A 17,181-nucleotide genomic window follows, 5' to 3' on the forward strand; every position below is an offset into this window, starting at 1 on the left:
GGGTCTTAAACGTTTTAGTTACAGTTAAGCTAGCAAGTACTAGCGGTGTTATTGTTGTTAAGCTCAGATTGATGTCAGTGAGCTTAGGTCTCCTTTTGATGCCTTTGTTGTGATTAAAGTGAGTTTATTCAGTGGTCTTTGCTTCAAGTTTACTTTCTACCACTTGTGGCGCTTCATCATCGGATTTTCGAATGATCTTTTCTTCGACTTGAACCTTACTTTCTGTCAGTGCTTCACGAACTTCTTTGTTGGAAGACTTAGGAAGAAGTTGATGAAGAAGAACCGTTGCTATGGTGCCCGTGGTAATGCCAGAGTGCAGGAAATTAGCAATATCGTGCGGTAAGTGTTGAAGTAAACGAGGTTCAAAAGTCACGGCTAAGCCTGATGCCAATCCAACACAGATAACCAGTGCATTTCGTTTGGTGTCTGCGGCCATAATCAGCATGCGAATACCTGCGTAGGCAATCATACCAAACATAACAAAACCAACACCGCCAAGAACCGGTTTAGGAATGGTCACCGCAACGGCCGCAAGTTTAGGGAACAAGCCGCCTAAAATCAGTAGTCCACCTGTTGCTGCAACAACATATCGACTCGCTACACCAGTAATGCCCACTATCCCAACGTTTTGACTGAAAGAAGCCAGTGGCATAGCGGTTAAGATCGAAGAAAGCGTACTGCCTAAGCCATCACCAAGCAGACCGCGTTGCAGATCTTTGCCCGAGATTTGTTTATTACAGTTGTTTGCTAGGGCCATAAAGTCACCCGTTGCTTCAGCAATGACGACAATATAAACCAAGCTCATGCTCACAATGGCGCTGGCTTGAAAGCTTAATCCGTATTTAAGAGGCTCTGGTCCACCGACCCAAGCGGCAGAAGTAATATCATCGAGGTTTACCATACCTAGAGATAGCGCGACGATGTAACCGCCCGCCAGACCAATAACAATGGCAGATGCAGCAACGGCGCCTTTACAGTAAACCGAGACCGCAACCACGATGCCCAGTGAAACGATGGCTAAGAAAAGCTTTGGTAGAGTTGCGAAGTTTTCACTCGCTGCGGGCGCATCACCCACCCAATTCATCGCAACGGGCAAAATGGTTAATCCGATTAGGGTGACAACAACGCCACTCACTACCGTTGGAAATAGCTTGCGGACTTTGTCCATATAAAAGCTAGCAACAATCACTACTAGAGAACCGACTAAAGCCGAGCCCATGATGCTAGCGACACCGCCTTCGCGGCCAATGGCAATCGCCACACCTAGGAAAGCAAAACTAGAGCCCATGACAACAGGTAAACGAATACCAATAGGGCCGACACCAATACATTGCGCCATGGTGACGATACCCGAAGCGAGTAGGGCAGCATTGATTAGCGAGACAATCTCTTCATTAGGCAGTCCGATGGATGCGCCAACAATGAGCGGGACAGCCACAATACCACCAATGGATGCCAGCATGTGTTGCAAAGCCAGCAGCAGGGTAATGCCGTGTGGCGGCTTTTGGTTGAGTGTATACAGAAGTTTCATTGGTTATACCTCAGAGAGAATCCATTTTTCTCTCGTAGATTGGACAATTGACTTCTACAAACTACGTAGGGTCACGAATTTTTCGTATAGGAAGCTAGCCCGAACCCATGCTCAGGCTAGTTTTCACAAGGATAATTAGGGTCATCAGACCCTAGAAATTAGATGTAGATAAGCTTAGCGACGAAGACGACAGTCAGGATGTACATTGAGATGGAGACATCTTTGGTTTTTCCTGTCGCGACTTTCAGTACTGTGTAAGTAATAAAGCCAAGAGCAATACCGTTTGCAATTGAGAAAGTAAGCGGCATCATCAGGGCCGTAATCGCAGCCGGAGCGCCATTGGTAAAATCTTTCCAATCGACATGCTGCATACTGCTCATCATTACGAACGCGACGTAGATTAGTGCACCTGCAGTGGCGTAAGCTGGGATCATACCTGCCAAAGGTGAAAGGAAAATAGCGGCTAAGAACAGTGCTGCTACCACAATGGCTGACAGACCTGTACGAGCCCCTGCAGCTACACCTGCAGCACTCTCTACGTAACTAGTTACAGGTGGACAGCCGACACATGCACCTGCAACACTAGAGATAGAATCGGCTTTTAACGCCTTGCTAAGCCCTTCGATCTTGCCTGTTTCTTTGTTTACCAGATGCGCACGTTCTGCAACACCCATCAGTGTGCCTGCGGTGTCGAACATATTAACGAACAAGAAGGCTAAGATGACGCTGACCATTGAGATGTTAAACGCGCCAGAGATGTCCATTGCCATAAAGGTAGGTGCAATACTTGGCGGTGCAGCAAAGAAGCCGTTGTACTGAACGAGACCTAACATCATGCCAACGACAGTGACGCTCAAAATCCCGATCAGTACCGCACCGAACACTTTACGCTCACTGAGTACCGCAATGATTAAGAAAGCGATAGCGGCAAGCATGGCATCAGGTTTAGTGAAGTCGCCAAGTGAAACCAAAGTAGCTGGGTTCTCTACAACAATGCCTGCGGTTTTAAGCCCGATAAGACCTAAGAAAAGACCAACACCTGCGGTCATTGAGAAGCGTAAACTCTCTGGAATACTTTCAATGATCCATTGACGTATTTTGTAGAAGCTCATCCCGACAAATAGGATACCAGAGAGGAATACCGCACCAAGCGCCACTTCCCAACTGTAGCCCATTTCACTAACCACAGTGAAAGAGAAAAAGGCGTTAAGGCCCATGCCCGGCGCCAAACCGACAGGCCAGTTGGCAAAGAGTCCCATTAACAGACAGCCAATCGCTGCACCAATACAGGTTGCAACGAAGACCGCGCCAGAATCCATCCCTGAAGCCGCCATGATTTGAGGGTTAACGAAAATGATATATGCCATAGTGGCAAAAGTGGTGATCCCCCCGATCATTTCGTTTTTAACACTGGTTCCATGTGCTTTCAGTTTGAAAAAGCGCTCTAGTAAGCCACCCGATTGGCTTTCGTTGTTAAGCACTTCTGCTTTGCTTTCATTCATGTCAGCAAGTCCTTTTGTTTTGGTGTTTCTGAAATTGAATACCGCTTTCTGCATCTTGATGGTGTTGTTGCAGACTCCAATTCTCCCGATTGATATGTATGACGTTGTTAGGGTTATCTATTGGTAATTTCTTGCCTCAACTACCACGATAGGTAGAGAAGCTATACGGTGAGACAAGCAAAGGCACGTGATAATGTGCCCCCGCTTCTCCGAGGCCAAAGCGAATCACAACGTCATCTAGGAATGGGATTTCACCAAGGTCGACATCTTGGTTCTTGTAGTAATCGGCAACATGGAATACCAGTTGATATTTGCCTGTCACAAGCTCGTCGCCTTCTAGCACTGGTTCATCAGTTCGACCATCAAAGTTGGTGGTGACCGTTTTAATCTTGGTCAGGCTGCCCTCTTCAACACGGAACAGCTCAACTTGAATATTTGCACCGGGAACGCCGTGCATTGTATCCAATACGTGTGTAGTTAATTTGCCCATAATTGTTATTCGCGCCCAGCGCTCTCCTTAGCGTTTATTGATTTTAAATTGTACACAAAGTTGTTTTAAACTTGCTTCTGTTACCTATATATGTACACAAAATATTCGGATAGTAAAGCTTGATGTTATAATTTTGTTACTAACGAAAGTGAGCAAAAATCAGTTTTGTGAGATCGAGCTAGATAACTATTTGAGCCTAAGCGTAGGTAACTTATTGATAAAATAGCTTTTGTTTACGTGAATTAACTTTAGCAACAAAATCTTTACATTAAGATAATTTATTGTATACAATGAATGTATGAAGTTTAAGAAGGCATAAAGACAAAGTGTCTTGTATTTAAGGAGAGCCTGAATGGATAAGGATTATTCACGAGACCTGATTGGCTATGGGGCGAATCCTCCTCACCCTAAATGGCCAGGTGGTGCTCGTATCGCCGTGTCGTTTGTGTTGAATTACGAAGAGGGTGGTGAGCGCTGCCTTTTACATGGGGATGATGAGTCCGAAGCCTTTCTGTCAGAGATTCCAGCCGCGCAGCCGATTAAAGGTGAGCGACACATCAGCATGGAATCAATCTATGAGTATGGCAGCCGCGCAGGTGTGTGGCGTGTGTTAAAGCTCTTTGATGAGTACGAGATCCCACTGACCGTATTCGCAGTAGCGATGGCGATTGAACGTCATCCCGATGTAGCAGAGGCCATGGTTCAAGCGGGGCATGAGATTTGTAGCCATGGCTATCGCTGGATTGATTACCAATACATGGATGAGTCGCAAGAGCGCGACCATATGATGAAAGCGATTGAAATCATCAAAGCGATCACTGGTGAAAGGCCGCTTGGTTGGTATACAGGTCGCACTGGCCCTAACACCCGCAAGTTAGTCGCAGACGAAGGTGGTTTCCTCTATGACTCTGATGCCTACGACGACGATTTACCGTATTGGCATACCGAAGCAGGTCAGCCTCAGTTAGTGATTCCTTACACGCTTGACGTCAACGATATGCGCTTTGCCACTGTGCAAGGCTTTAACTCAGGTGAACAGTTCTACCAATACCTAAAGGACACATTCGATACTCTATACGCTGAAGGTGCGACTGCCCCCAAGATGATGTCGGTTGGTCTGCATTGCCGCCTGATCGGTAGACCGGGTCGTATCGCATCGTTAAAGCGCTTCCTAGATTACGTTAAACAACATGACGACGTGTGGTTATGTCGCCGTGTTGATATTGCTCGCCATTGGCACGAGCACCATCCATACACACCAAAAAAGGGAAAATAGCATGACTGAATTTCGTTTTTGCAAACCATCTCAAATGGAACGTACGGAATTTGTCTCCCACTTTGGCGATGTGTATGAGCATAGCCCTTGGGTGGCAGAAGCCGTTTACGATCAAGGACTATCAGATCAGGATAACTTTGTTTCAAACTTGCACATAAGAATGGCTGAAACGCTATTAGAAGCAGAGAAAGTAAAACAACTTGCACTTATAAATGCTCACCCAGATTTAGCGGGGCGAGCAGCAATTAACGGCGAACTTACCGCCGCATCCACTGCGGAACAAGCTGGTGCAGGCATTGATCAGTGCTCAGCAGAAGAGTTCGAAAAATTCACTACGTACAACGACAGTTACAAAAGCCGCTTCAACTTTCCCTTCATCATGGCAGTGAAAGGGGCCAATCGTTACCAAATTCTTGAATCCTTCGAGAAGCGATTAGGCAATGATAGTGACACTGAGTTTGCTACCGCGATTCAAGAGATCAACAAGATCGCACTGTTTCGCCTACGAGATATGTAAGTCACAGAGTTGTCGACTATCTCGCTTTAATACCAATTGGTATAGCGCTCGATAAGAGCTTACTCACTTAACCTATTTTTGAATAATTGGAAGGATAAGGACATGTCCTTAGATATAGAACAATACATTAACCTTGCTGACGATAAACTGGGCGCAGAAGCTATCTACGCTACCGACGACTTCTTTGCTGATAAGAGCCGACTTTTGCGCCGTGAAGCACCGGAATGGAAAGATGATCTTTACGATGACAATGGCAAATGGATGGATGGCTGGGAAAGCCGCCGTAAGCGTGGTGAAGGCTACGATTACTGTGTCATTCGTTTAGGTCTTGCGGGGACGATTGCAGGTGTCGATATTGACACTTCTTTCTTCACGGGTAACTTCCCGCCGTCGGCTTCGATAGATGCCTGTTATTCCCCAGACGGTGATCCAACTGACGCAACCGAGTGGCAAGAGATTCTGCCTTCTATGGGTTTGCAAGGCGATCATCATCATCTTGAACAAATAGAAAGTGATGAAGTGTTTACTCACTTGCGTCTCAACATTTATCCAGATGGTGGTGTTGCGCGTTTACGTGTTTATGGTCGACCTAGCGTTGATTGGGATCGCATCGATAGCCAACAGAAAGTCGACCTTGCTGCGGTTGAAAATGGCGGTCGCGCTTTGGTATGTAGTGATGAACACTACGGCAACAAGTCTAACATTCTTGGCCCAGGTCGCGGTGAGAATATGGGTGATGGTTGGGAAACAGCCCGCCGCCGTACTCCGGGCAATGACTGGGTGATTGTTGCACTGGGACATGCTGGCAACATTGACCGAGTGGTTGTCGATACGGCTCACTTTAAAGGTAACTTCCCTGACAGCTGCTCAATTCAAGCGGCGTATGTGAAAGGTGGAACGGATGATCAAGTTGCGACTCAGAGTCTCTTCTGGCGCGAGCTCTTGCCTGCGCAAAAGCTCAAGGCACATGACATTCACGAGTTCAGCTCAGAGGTGAATGATCTTGGCGCTGTGACTCATATTCGCCTCAATATTTTCCCTGATGGCGGTATCAGCCGTTTGCGTTTGTTTGGCACTAAAGCGAAATAAGCGAGGGAAGTAATATGAGCAATGGAATTCGCCGTTTAACTATCGAACCTTTGACCAAGCAAGCATTTGCTGAGTTTGGGGATGTGATTGAAGTAGACAATAGCGACTACTTTATGATCAACAATGGCTCGACTCGTCGTTATCACAAGCTAGCGAGCACCGATGTACAAGAACAAGGTGGTGAAGCCATCATCAGTATCTTTCAAGCGACGCCGCTTAGCTATCCGTTAACGATAAAAATGTTAGAGCGCCATCCTTTAGGATCGCAAGCTTTCGTTCCGTTGCTTGGTCAACCGTATCTTATTGTTGTTGCGCCAAAAGGGGATCAGCCAAGTCTGAAGTCATGCCGAGCGTTCTTGAGCAGTGGACGTCAAGGTGTGAACTACCACAAAGGCGTTTGGCATCACCCAGTGTTAGCCCTAACTGACCAAGATCAGTTTCTTATCGTCGACCGAGGTGGTGAAGGGCATAACTGCGATGAAGTCTACTTCGAGAACGACTTAGTCTCACTGCATTTGGACGATCTACCGAGCAACAACAAGCTGGAAGAAAAACAGCGCATGGAACAAGCGCTGTAAAGGAGTAAATTATGGATCCACATATCACGGAGTGGTTGAATCTAGCGATTCGCTGGGTTCACATGATAGTTGGCATCGCATGGATTGGTGCTTCATTCTACTTTGTTTGGTTGGAGAACAACCTAAACCGCGTCAACCCAAAAACGGGCCTTTCTGGTGACCTTTGGGCGATTCACGGCGGTGGTATCTACCACCTAGAAAAATACAAACTTGCGCCACCAGAAATGCCAGAGCATTTGCACTGGTTTAAATGGGAAGCGTACTTCACTTGGATCACCGGTGTGTTGCTATTGGCAGTGGTTTACTACTTAAACGCTGAGATCTATTTGATTGCACCAGGCTCGGGTCTATCACCAACGACGGCGATTGCCATTGGTGTAGGTGCTTTGGTTGCTGGCTGGTTTATCTATGACTTGTTGTGTGATTCACCACTAGGTAAAACGCCAATGCTATTAGGTGCGGTTCTATTCGTGCTCTTGGTTGGCGCGGCTTATGGTTTAGCTCAAGTCTTCAGTGGTCGCGGCGCTTATATTCACGTTGGTGCAATCATCGGTACGATCATGGTCGGTAACGTGTTCCGCGTTATCATGCCTGCACAGCGCAACTTAGTGAGTGCTATTGAAGAAAACCGCGAGCCAGATCCTGCGCTACCAGCGAAAGGCTTACTGCGTTCTCGTCACAATAACTACCTAACCTTGCCAGTGCTGTTCATTATGATCAGTAACCACTTCCCGAGCACCTATGGCTCGGAGTACAATTGGGCAATACTCGCAGGTTTGGCGATCTTCAGTATCTTAGTGCGCCATTACTTCAATACTCGTCATGGTAGCCAGAAATTCGCATGGACGGTTCCTGTCGCTGCGTTAGGTATGGTGACACTTGCGTTTGTAACCTCACCGTATGCTAAGAAAGCGGCTGCCCCAGTGGCTAAAGCGCCAGTTGCGGTTGAAGCAACAGCACAACCTGCAACAAGCTCAGCAGACACGGTGGCAGCGGCATCAGAAAATCATGGGCAAACACAAGCGTCTTCGTCGGAGGCTGCGGCTCCTAGCGGTGTCAGTTTTGCAGCAATCAATAAGGTCATTCAAGAGCGCTGCTCGGTATGTCACTCTGCAACACCAACCCATGCTGCCTTTGCCGCTGCACCAGCCGGAGTGATCTTAGATACACCTCAAGAGATTCAAGCCAATGGTCCACGTATAGCGCAAACCGTAAATACTAAATACATGCCATTAGGTAATTTGACCCAAATGACAGATGACGAACGTGTTCTGGTTGGCAATTGGGTAGAACAAGGGTCAGTAATCAACTAACCCAACTTATCTCGTTTATCGGATTGCAAGCCCGATAAGCGTGATTCATGCAAACGTGGTATTTCCCGCTATTTATCTCAAGTGAGATCCCCCGGCCCCTGTTCCGGGGTTTTTTATACCGCTAGAAGGAGTGACAAGTGATGGCAACTGCATTAAGTATTCGACACAAGACTATCTTGGCTACGGTGATGGCAGTGATTCTTGTCATAGTGGTGCTAATTAGCATTACCGTCAGTCAGGGGCAGAAGATTATCCTCGACAAAACTTATTCACAGCAGATGCCAGCGGCGTTGGGAGAGGTCAGTAACCAAATTCAACTGGAGCTAGAAAAGCCGTTGGTTGTTGCTGAAGTGATGTCTCAGCTACAACCACTTACGGATTTTGACGGTCAAGATAGTGGAAAAATCAGTGCACAACTCGCCTCGATCAAGCAGCAGTTTAATGCCTTAACGGCCTTTTTCGTTACCACTGTCGACGACAGCTACTATTTGCCAAGTGGAAAGCTCAAATCTATGTCGAGTTCATCAGCGGATGACCAATGGTTTTATGGTTTTCTCAATGGCGATAAGCAGGTCGAGCTGTCGATTGATATCGATGATGCTACAGGTATCGCAACGGTTTTTGTTAACCATGTTGTGATCAGCCAAGGCCGCCGCGTGGGAGTGACGGGGATTGGTCTGTCGCTCGAAAATTTAGGCAATACTGTTGCTAACTACTCTCTAGGCGATTCAGGTCGACTTATGTTGGTCGACAAGAGCGGTGAGGTGAAGGTGCACCCTAGTACGCAGCAAGTTGGAAAGCAGTTGGCTGATATTGGTCTTGGTGCATTGACACCTGAGCTGCAAACTTTAGCTGGAACAGCGCCTGTTATACATGAATCAAAGCTTGAACAAACATCGACGATCGTTGGTTTGATGGCCCTGCCACAACTTGATTGGGTGCTGATTTCCGTTCAACCGACGGCTGAAGTGCTCACCGAGATCAACTATTTCATCGAAACGATGATTTGGGTCGGCGGCTCTGTAGCATTGCTGTTTATCATTATCAGCGCATATATGACGCATATCTTGCTTAAACCACTCTCAACCACAGCACAACTACTGCTTGAAATTGGTGGCGGCGGTGGCGATCTGACTCAACGATTGGATGAAAGTCGCCGTGATGAAGTCGGTAACATTGCCAAGGGGTACAATCAGTTTGTCGCCTATATGGGCAACGTTTTACAAGAAATAGAAAGAGCGCGTAAAGAACTGGTTGTAACCATCAATCAGATAGATCAACAAGCTAACGAAATGAAACAGCAGATCCATGGTCAAGAACACAATATTGACCAGGTAGCAACCGCGGTTCATGAGATGAGTGCCAGCTCTGAAGAGATTGCCAATAACGCCAACCATACTTCAGACAACGTCCATAAAACCACGTTAGAGGTGAAAAACGGACTCAGCTCAGTGAGCAAAACATACGCACGTACTGAAGCTATGAGCCAGCAGTTAGAGCAGAGTAATCAAAGTATCGGAAAGCTATCTAATGATATCAATGCCATTGATACAGTGCTGGATGTTATCAGTGGTGTATCAGAGCAAACCAATCTACTGGCATTAAACGCTGCAATCGAAGCCGCTCGAGCAGGTGAGCAAGGCCGTGGCTTTGCTGTTGTTGCCGATGAAGTAAGAACATTAGCCTCTCGAACCCATGAGTCCGCCAGTGAAATTCGTACCATCATTGAAAACTTACAAGGACTGAGTAACACAGTCGTTAGTGAAGTTAGCCAGAGCCACAAAATTGGTAGCGAATGCCTCGAGGCAGCTCAAGAGTCTGAACACCACCTTGCCTCCATTAGCAATATTGTTGAGGAGATCAATCAACTCAGTGCACAGACTGCCACCGCAACAGGTCAACAGTCTCAGGTGATCAATGAGATTGCACCGCACGTCGAAAGTATTGCCGATGTAGCAAAAAACAATACAGAGATGGTCACGCAAACATCACAACACTGCGTTAGTTTGAAGAGAAATGCAGAGTCTTTAAGTCAATTGGTGGCTAAGTTCAAATTTTAATTTCTGATGGAGCGTTCCTTGCGCTTGTTTTTGACAAGCGCAAGTTCCTAATTGGCGGGATTAACTCTTTATTGAATACTTGTAGTCACTTGGTAGGACTGCAATTCTGACCGTGTCATATGATGTTCACCATTGACAGGAGCAGATCTTAAAGTAAATAGATAAAAGTCGATCCCTTTATCTCCTAGCATACGTTGAAAATAAGTCGCTTGTGCTCGATGTGAGTCATTGGTGTATGGAATACTAGTCGCTGATACTATCTTTCCTGAACTGTCTTTTTCCGCCCATGAATGAACACCCACTTGCTTATTTTTTTCCACTGGAACATTTGGGTTTTTTAGCTCTAAAGTACGTGATTTTCCTGCTGTAAATAGATCGGTGCCACCTGAGAAAACACTACCTGTTTTACTGACCTTGGTATTAATCCCTTTATCGTGGATTAGTAGACCAGTATACATATTAATCTCGTCATCCGAAGAACCATTAATTTCGGTGTCAAAGACTAAAGTGGTTTCACGACCACCGGATTGATTAACCACAGTTTCAAGTTGAGAATAGGTTGTGACACCGAGATCGGTCGAATCAATCCCGAAGTATACGGCGAACGGATTTTGAGTGGTAATCGTGGCAGTTGAACCGACTAAATCTAGTTTTAGCTTTGTGCTACCCATACTGCCGATACCGTCTTGCAACTCAAGTATCAAATCAGGTGAGTCTGCGATGGTTGAAGGCGATTTTCCGATATATTTCCCGTTGTAAGTTGTCAGATCTTGGTTTTTAGACACTTGGCCTGAAGAGCAGTCGAAAGTATAACTATGTTTATCTGTCCCACTGAGTTTAGTAATGGAACAGCTTGAGTTTGCTTTCGGTTTTAACGGAGCCATAACAGCTAGTTCTTGATTACCTACAGAACTCTTCATTATAAGAATGTAATCATCGTCAGTCTCCATCGCATAGATTACGGAATATACCGCCTTGTCATAAGTAAGTTTCGAGCTTTGTATGACTTGATTTCTTTCCGCTAGCAATTTCGACCTTTTGCTGTCATTAAAGACAAAATCTGCTTTTGGTTTCAGTGTCTGTTTTTCAGTACTCGGTTTAGTAGAACTGCCGCTACTATTGCAGCCAAAAAGAATTACGGCAATAAATGAGCAGAAAATAGTTGTCAATTTAGATTTGATAACATTCATGGGGAGGCGCTTTGTTGGTTGATTTATTTGGTTTTATTATGCTACTTGTTTGACTGGTAGGCGTATGTATGAGTATGTAGTGGTTTTGTATTTGTCTGTAGGGGTACGTCAAATACTGAAAGTGAATTGCTCGGACTTAAAAAAGGCCAGTCAGATTGCCTAACTAGCCTTGATTAGTAAACGTGACTTTTTGGATGAACTAGTGGTTAGCCACTACGCTAACACCGCTGAAACTGGTGTATCCGTTGAGCATGATGTAATAACGACCAGTCTGGGTGTTTGAGACAGTACAAGTTTCATTGTTACCGTAACGATATGGTCTGCAGTCCCAAGAGCTAGTGGTCGGCTTAGCGCCATAGCGGAGGAACAAGTCTGCATCACCGCTACCACCACTTGTCGTGACAGTAAGGGTTTGCCCAGCAGCTACATCAACATAGAAATGCTTCTGCTCTCCACGAGAGCCGCTAATTCCAGATACAGGGATTCCATTTTTGAGTTCGCCGTCAGGATTTGGAGTTGTACAGTCAGGCTCACAGCCACCATCTGTTTGGCTATAAAGTAGTTTATTCACTGTACCGCGTGTGTCGCTCACTTTATCCACACTTGCACGCTCGCTGATCAGCGTTGCCACTTGTGCTGGAGAGAGAGAACTGTTTTCTTGAAGGTATAAGGCTGCAACACCGGCCACATGTGGCGTTGCCATAGACGTGCCACTGATTGTACGGTAGCCACCATCATACCAAGCAGACTTAATGCTCGATCCCGGTGCAAATACATCAACACAGCTGCCCCAGTTAGAGAAGCTAGAGCGGCTATCATTACTTGTGGTTGAGCCAACTGTTACACCGCTAGGTTCACGTGCAGGAGACGAGTTACAAGCATCAGCATTAGAGTTACCAGCCGCTAGCATAAAGCTAATACCTGATTGAACAGCGTTAGCAACGGCTCTATCGAGCGCGGTAGACACGCCGCCACCTAAGCTCATGTTGGCGACTGAAGGGCCCGATGCGTTAGCTGCGACCCAGTCAACACCGCCAATCACCCCAGAAGTTGAACCAGAACCGCTACAACTCAAAACGCGGACACCGACAATATTGACGTTCTTCGCCACGCCATACTGTGTACCGCCGATGGTACCAGCAACGTGGGTTCCGTGCCCATTACAGTCAGTCGCATCACTGTCATTGTCGACAAAGTCGTAGCCTGATGTTGCGCGACCACCAAACTCTGCGTGCGTTGTCGTTACCCCGGTATCTATGACATAAGCCGTGACACCAGAACCATCGTAGTTATAGTTGTAACTATTGTTCAGTGGCAGGCTACGTTGATCAATCCTATCTAGCCCCCAAATGGCGTTGCTTTGATTGGCATTCGTTGAAATCACAGGATCGATAGAGATCACTCGATCTTGTTCGATAAAATCAACCTGTGCGTCTGAGCGAAGTGCTTTGAGCTGCTGTGGTGAAAGGGTGGCAACAAATCCACTGATTGAGCGGTCGAACACTTTACTGATTTGCAAAACGTGCTCGTTCTCTAAGCTAGTAACGACTTGTTGCGTAAATTGTTGCATCGCTTGTGGGTTGTCATTGCTGAGCGATAAAGGTTGCTTTAACACGACAATGTATTGGTTCTCTATTCCTTTGTTTTCTGATGCCATCAACAGCGGGGCAAGTATTTCACTTTCTGGCTGGTTAACCTGAACCTCTATTTGTTCTGCTAAGGCAGAGCTAGAGATCACTGAAAGTGAAGAGGCGATACAACAACTTAATAGTTTCTTAAACATTTAACTTTCCTTTGAATGGTATAAGAGATTGTTGAACATGGCCTACTACAAACAACAAGCATGTTTTGTCGATTCTTATGTCTATAACGTAATTCATCGACACTTCTAAAAAGTATCCCCATAGGCAACTGGTTTCATTTTAAATTTAGTTGGGTTTATAAATTTGAGTACCATTTACTAGATTTGTGAAATTGATAGTAAGGTAAGTTCATATTGATTGGCTAGATATCAAAGTATGGTGTTTTTATGCTGCCATTTTTTAAAATAGTGCTATATATACCCGTGATCATTAAAGGTGCTTGGTCTTTTTAACCTTTGACACTTGATGACAAAGCCTTACAACATCCATATGCATTGATAACTATTAGCTCGATAAACTATTCACAATAAAAATGAATGGTTTTGGAGCTGAAATTGAAACCCTTAATCCCGCTATTTATCACCGTTACCGCACTTACAGCTTGTCACTCTTCAAAAGATAATCTCGCTCCCTATGTCTTCCAGTCGCAGTGCCAAGAAGCTGAAGAGTATGATTTTGAGCCTTTAACTTTTACCGTCGATTCTTCTTTTGAACAGGCACGAGTCAATGGTGTTATCTGTTCGGGGTCGTACACTGCATTTGAACAAATGACAAAACTGTACCCGAAAGTAAAGCTTCTGCGATTAATAGAAATTCCCGGCTCTGTCGACGATGAAACCAACCTTCGTTTATCGAAGATGATTCATCAGGTGGGGATCAGTACTTACTTAGACGATAAGGGGATCGTTGAGTCAGGAGGGACGGATCTATTTCTTTCTGGGGTGACCAGAAAGGCGGAAAAAGGCGCCAAAATTGGCGTTCACTCGTGGGCTTTCGAAGATGATGATGGAAAAGTGGTTGGTGGAGTGAACCTACCCAAAAGCAGCCCAGAACATCAGCCGTATATTGAGTATTACCAAGATATTGGGCTAAGTAAACCAGAAGAATTCTATTGGTTTACCATGCATGCAGCGTCTGCAGAGGGAATCTATTACATGTCCCCACAGCAACTTGAACATTTCGGCTTTAATACGCCAAGCTTTGCATTCTAATTTCAGCGTATTGATGAGTTTACTACTCTTTTATGTTGGGGTGAGTGCTACCTTGATAATTAGGAAGTTGTTCTCGCAGTCCCATAAAGGTATTGCGAGCGCTTTCTTTAGCAAGTTTGTTGGCTAGCCAATCGGGCAAAGCGCCGCCAGGGTCAGCGAAAGCAATGTACTCGATAAGGGCACTTCCATTGGTGAGTTTTTGCAGTGTCCATGTGGCTTTTACTGAGGTAATACGGATGTAATCATCTTGCTTGGGCAAACTTGCTGAAGGGGCATCTTTGATGTTGAGTGTAAAACCTATCTCATCTACAGAGTATTTTGAGTAGGTTACCATATCGCGATCTTTTGCTGGCCAAGGGGCTGCGAACTGGGTATAGACGATATTTTCATTTGCGGAAATCTGCTTTATAACGCGGCTTAGGCTGACATTATCAATCCAGTTAGGCACATTAGCGGTGTCCTCGAGTAGCAACAAAAACGCGCCGTAGCTGGTTGGGGTAAACATTCTCGCTCTAATTTCGACTAGCCCATCACTGTGTTCACGCGAGTAAATAGTAATGCCGTCGCTGTCACTCTCAAATTTCCAGTTTGCAACGGGTTTAGCGTGTGCAAAGTGTGCTGCGATCAGTGTGAAGACAAAAATACTTTTCCCTAAGTTTGTCATTACCTTACCTGGTTTCTAATCATCCTTTAGCTATTCTACATGACATCGAGATTAATGCTTGATTCGCCCACGAAGAGATTTAGTCTGAGATTTGATGTTTTTGCTTTTTAATCGCCTTTCCTTTGAGCCGCGTGTAGGTTTTGTCTCCCGACGCTTCTTTTGTACTACCATAGCTGATTTAATCAGCTCAGCTAGTCTGTTCAGTGCATCCTCTTTATTTTGCTCTTGAGTACGAAACTGCTGAGCTTTAATCGTAACAACACCATCTTTAGAGATGCGAGAGTCTTTAAGAGCAAGGATTCGTTCTTTGTAGATGCTGGGTAAACTAGAGTGCTTAACATCAAACTGGAGATGAATGGCGCTGGAGACTTTATTCACGTTTTGTCCTCCAGCCCCTTGAGCGCGGATGGCGGAGAGTTGGATCTCCCAAGCTTGCAGCATTACGTTGTTTGAGATTTTGAGCATTCAATTACAGCGCTTTGATCGTGTGAAGCTCTATTGTAGCCTTATTGAAACTCTTCGCCATGGTTTTCCAGCTTTTTAAAACCACATTGTTGGCAAATCACGTAGCGGTCTACTAACTCAAGTGAAGCAAGAGCGGGACCGACCGCTACACTCGCAAAAAAGCCAGAGATAAAAGCTTTGAACTGTTCTTTACGGCTCGTTCCATATTTTGACGGCTTTTGCTTTATGATCTCGTCATGCTCGGTGGCAGTTTCACACTTTTCACAGTACTGAATCGACATCAAATAACCTATAGGACCAGTATTTATTGGATAAAACATATCATAGGATTATGAGTCTAGATGTTTATCCGATCACTCTTTGAAAACTCTCTAGTGGCTTAGGAGCAAAAATATTTCCACCATCGTCACTACCACCGCCACAACCTGATAGTAGGAACGATGAAGTAAGTATTAGACTAGCTATTAGGGCTCGAAGAGCGACTGTGTGATTAGATAGAAGCATATGTAGTAAAAACCTTGTGGTGCTTCCTTGCTGATAAATACGAAACCGCTCCAGATAGCTTCGTCGATGAAATATGCGGCAAATATTAAGAGGTGAACAAAGAGCACTCAATGTAAGTCAATGACTTTTCATGTGAATTAATCGTGTTTTAACGGGTGAGTTTGGGGTTAATTTCATGGTTAACTGACTGATATTTTGGCGTTTTTAGTTTTTTTTAGGTGCCAATTCTGACTCGACTGTCTTGCGTTTCAACAGAAATGGTTATTAAAGGGACGAATTGGTGGCGGTTTAATAATTCACATGAATTACCGGGTTAGGCTCTTCACCTAACTCAGTCCATTCACTTAGACTCCGCGCTCTATTTACTTATCTATCGAGAGCAACAATGAAAAAACTGACTTATTTGGCAGCCATACTGTCGACTATTACTTTTGGTACAGCTAACGCTAACGGTATTAGCGAGAATTACAATTTTGTTTCTGGTGGCTACCAACAGTCTAGCTACAGCCAGTCTCTTTACTATGGCTCTAGCTCCAATGATGCAGACGTGACAGCAAAAGGTTTTTATGCACGCGGTAGCTTCAACTTTTATGACAACTTTTTCGCTGAAATTCGTAAAGACCGAACTTATTATTCACACTCGGGCTATTTGATAAATAGTGACTGGACTCTAGATCAAAACCTTTACGCATTGGGCTATTACTACTCGTTTAGTCCTGCTTGGTCATTGTACGGTTCGATAGGCTACTCAGACTTGGAGATTGGTGCAGAAGCGCCAAGTTTGGCTCCTAATACTAAGCTGAGCTACAACATGTCTGGTGTTAGCGTAGAAGTGGGTGCGCGAATTGACGTATTCGATTTCTGGCAAGTTGAACCAGCCATTCGCCGTGTTAGCTATGACTATGCAATGTATGAGTTGCGTTTGAACAACGCGTTTTCGGTGACTGATCATCTAGCATTAGAGCTGAATGCGATGCATCGAGCATTTGAAACAGAACGAACAACCACAACGGAAGTCGCTGGTCAAATTGGTATACGTTATTCTTTCTAATTGCTGTACCAGAAACCTACGATATTGCCTATAGGTTTCTGGTATTCTTTACCGAGATAGCTACATCCGTTAGTATTAGCAGCGGTTTTAATTACAG

General features: G+C 45.2%; 15 protein-coding genes and 2 pseudogenes. 9 read left to right on the top strand and 8 right to left on the bottom strand.

Features of this window, described 5'->3' with window-relative positions:
* Window positions 1-124: 124 nt before the first annotated feature.
* From APB76_RS15110 to uraH, 3 genes are all read right to left on the bottom strand, one after another.
* Window positions 125-1,531 (bottom strand): nucleobase:cation symporter-2 family protein, encoded by a 1,407-nt coding sequence (locus APB76_RS15110; protein WP_054961789.1) that lies wholly within the window; start codon window positions 1,529-1,531, stop codon window positions 125-127.
* Window positions 1,532-1,689: 158 nt separating this feature from the next.
* Complete coding sequence (locus APB76_RS15115; protein WP_006880329.1) at window positions 1,690-3,033, bottom strand: NCS2 family permease; 1,344 nt, start codon at window positions 3,031-3,033, stop codon at window positions 1,690-1,692.
* Between the two features lie 136 nt (window positions 3,034-3,169).
* On the bottom strand, window positions 3,170-3,523 hold the full coding sequence (uraH, locus tag APB76_RS15120) for a hydroxyisourate hydrolase (protein WP_054961790.1): 354 nt from the start codon (window positions 3,521-3,523) through the stop codon (window positions 3,170-3,172).
* A 352-nt stretch (window positions 3,524-3,875) separates the two neighbouring features.
* Here uraH and puuE point away from each other — a divergent pair, with 352 nt between their 5' ends.
* The 7 genes and pseudogenes from puuE (at window position 3,876) to APB76_RS15150 (ending at window position 10,356) form a co-directional block, all read left to right on the top strand.
* Window positions 3,876-4,799: an allantoinase PuuE gene (puuE, locus tag APB76_RS15125; RefSeq protein ID WP_049843428.1), complete on the top strand. Its 924-nt coding sequence runs from the start codon at window positions 3,876-3,878 to the stop codon at window positions 4,797-4,799.
* Window position 4,800: 1 nt separating this feature from the next.
* On the top strand, window positions 4,801-5,316 hold the full coding sequence (uraD, locus tag APB76_RS15130; RefSeq protein ID WP_049843427.1) for a 2-oxo-4-hydroxy-4-carboxy-5-ureidoimidazoline decarboxylase: 516 nt from the start codon (window positions 4,801-4,803) through the stop codon (window positions 5,314-5,316).
* A gap of 102 nt (window positions 5,317-5,418) precedes the next feature.
* Window positions 5,419-6,405 carry an allantoicase gene (gene alc, locus APB76_RS15135; RefSeq protein WP_049843426.1) on the top strand — a complete coding sequence of 329 codons (987 nt, stop codon included), beginning with the start codon at window positions 5,419-5,421 and terminating at the stop codon, window positions 6,403-6,405.
* A 14-nt stretch (window positions 6,406-6,419) separates the two neighbouring features.
* Window positions 6,420-6,983, top strand: coding sequence for an ureidoglycolate lyase (locus APB76_RS15140; RefSeq protein ID WP_049843425.1), 564 nt, complete (start codon window positions 6,420-6,422; stop codon window positions 6,981-6,983).
* Between the two features lie 11 nt (window positions 6,984-6,994).
* Window positions 6,995-7,937 (top strand): annotated as a pseudogene (locus APB76_RS15145) (urate hydroxylase PuuD); the annotation flags it as partial.
* A gap of 89 nt (window positions 7,938-8,026) precedes the next feature.
* Window positions 8,027-8,296 (top strand): annotated as a pseudogene (locus APB76_RS23540) (urate hydroxylase PuuD); the annotation flags it as partial.
* 140 nt (window positions 8,297-8,436) lie between these two features.
* Window positions 8,437-10,356 carry a methyl-accepting chemotaxis protein gene (locus APB76_RS15150; protein ID WP_054961792.1) on the top strand — a complete coding sequence of 640 codons (1,920 nt, stop codon included), beginning with the start codon at window positions 8,437-8,439 and terminating at the stop codon, window positions 10,354-10,356.
* A 68-nt stretch (window positions 10,357-10,424) separates the two neighbouring features.
* Here APB76_RS15150 and APB76_RS15155 read toward each other — a convergent pair whose 3' ends face one another.
* Window positions 10,425-11,546, bottom strand: coding sequence for a hypothetical protein (locus APB76_RS15155; protein ID WP_054961793.1), 1,122 nt, complete (start codon window positions 11,544-11,546; stop codon window positions 10,425-10,427).
* 199 nt (window positions 11,547-11,745) lie between these two features.
* Entirely contained in the window at window positions 11,746-13,329 is a 1,584-nt protein-coding gene (locus APB76_RS15160) for a S8 family peptidase (protein ID WP_054961794.1), read from the bottom strand.
* Window positions 13,330-13,743: 414 nt separating this feature from the next.
* Between APB76_RS15160 and APB76_RS15165 the strand changes: the two genes are divergently transcribed.
* Window positions 13,744-14,400: a hypothetical protein gene (locus APB76_RS15165; protein WP_237767914.1), complete on the top strand. Its 657-nt coding sequence runs from the start codon at window positions 13,744-13,746 to the stop codon at window positions 14,398-14,400.
* 22 nt (window positions 14,401-14,422) lie between these two features.
* Here APB76_RS15165 and APB76_RS15170 read toward each other — a convergent pair whose 3' ends face one another.
* Genes APB76_RS15170 through APB76_RS15180 form a run of 3 tightly spaced genes read right to left on the bottom strand, consistent with a single transcriptional unit; the run spans window position 14,423 to window position 15,810 of the window.
* Window positions 14,423-15,064 (bottom strand): START domain-containing protein, encoded by a 642-nt coding sequence (locus APB76_RS15170; protein WP_054961796.1) that lies wholly within the window; start codon window positions 15,062-15,064, stop codon window positions 14,423-14,425.
* Between the two features lie 51 nt (window positions 15,065-15,115).
* Window positions 15,116-15,529: an alternative ribosome rescue aminoacyl-tRNA hydrolase ArfB gene (arfB, locus tag APB76_RS15175; RefSeq protein WP_054961797.1), complete on the bottom strand. Its 414-nt coding sequence runs from the start codon at window positions 15,527-15,529 to the stop codon at window positions 15,116-15,118.
* Window positions 15,530-15,570: 41 nt separating this feature from the next.
* A complete protein-coding gene (locus APB76_RS15180; protein ID WP_054961798.1) occupies window positions 15,571-15,810 on the bottom strand; it encodes a hypothetical protein in 240 nt (79 codons plus the stop codon).
* A gap of 608 nt (window positions 15,811-16,418) precedes the next feature.
* On the opposite strand from APB76_RS15180, the gene APB76_RS15185 reads away from it, so the two are divergent.
* Window positions 16,419-17,084 (top strand): porin family protein, encoded by a 666-nt coding sequence (locus tag APB76_RS15185; RefSeq protein WP_054961799.1) that lies wholly within the window; start codon window positions 16,419-16,421, stop codon window positions 17,082-17,084.
* Window positions 17,085-17,181 lie beyond the last annotated feature (97 nt).

The organism is Vibrio bivalvicida, from assembly GCF_001399455.2.
Classification (GTDB): Bacteria; Pseudomonadota; Gammaproteobacteria; order Enterobacterales; family Vibrionaceae; genus Vibrio; species Vibrio bivalvicida.

Excerpts from the sequence above, each read along its gene's own strand:
- APB76_RS15110 (WP_054961789.1), bottom strand. The coding sequence starts at position 1,531 with ATGAAACTTCTGTATACACTCAACCAAAAGCCGCCACACGGCATTACC.
- APB76_RS15115 (WP_006880329.1), bottom strand. The coding sequence starts at position 3,033 with ATGAATGAAAGCAAAGCAGAAGTGCTTAACAACGAAAGCCAATCGGGT.
- uraH (WP_054961790.1), bottom strand. The coding sequence starts at position 3,523 with ATGGGCAAATTAACTACACACGTATTGGATACAATGCACGGCGTTCCC.
- puuE (WP_049843428.1), top strand. The coding sequence starts at position 3,876 with ATGGATAAGGATTATTCACGAGACCTGATTGGCTATGGGGCGAATCCT.
- uraD (WP_049843427.1), top strand. The coding sequence starts at position 4,801 with ATGACTGAATTTCGTTTTTGCAAACCATCTCAAATGGAACGTACGGAA.
- alc (WP_049843426.1), top strand. The coding sequence starts at position 5,419 with ATGTCCTTAGATATAGAACAATACATTAACCTTGCTGACGATAAACTG.
- APB76_RS15140 (WP_049843425.1), top strand. The coding sequence starts at position 6,420 with ATGAGCAATGGAATTCGCCGTTTAACTATCGAACCTTTGACCAAGCAA.
- APB76_RS15150 (WP_054961792.1), top strand. The coding sequence starts at position 8,437 with ATGGCAACTGCATTAAGTATTCGACACAAGACTATCTTGGCTACGGTG.
- APB76_RS15155 (WP_054961793.1), bottom strand. The coding sequence starts at position 11,546 with ATGAATGTTATCAAATCTAAATTGACAACTATTTTCTGCTCATTTATT.
- APB76_RS15160 (WP_054961794.1), bottom strand. The coding sequence starts at position 13,329 with ATGTTTAAGAAACTATTAAGTTGTTGTATCGCCTCTTCACTTTCAGTG.
- APB76_RS15170 (WP_054961796.1), bottom strand. The coding sequence starts at position 15,064 with ATGACAAACTTAGGGAAAAGTATTTTTGTCTTCACACTGATCGCAGCA.
- arfB (WP_054961797.1), bottom strand. The coding sequence starts at position 15,529 with ATGCTCAAAATCTCAAACAACGTAATGCTGCAAGCTTGGGAGATCCAA.
- APB76_RS15180 (WP_054961798.1), bottom strand. The coding sequence starts at position 15,810 with ATGTCGATTCAGTACTGTGAAAAGTGTGAAACTGCCACCGAGCATGAC.
- APB76_RS15185 (WP_054961799.1), top strand. The coding sequence starts at position 16,419 with ATGAAAAAACTGACTTATTTGGCAGCCATACTGTCGACTATTACTTTT.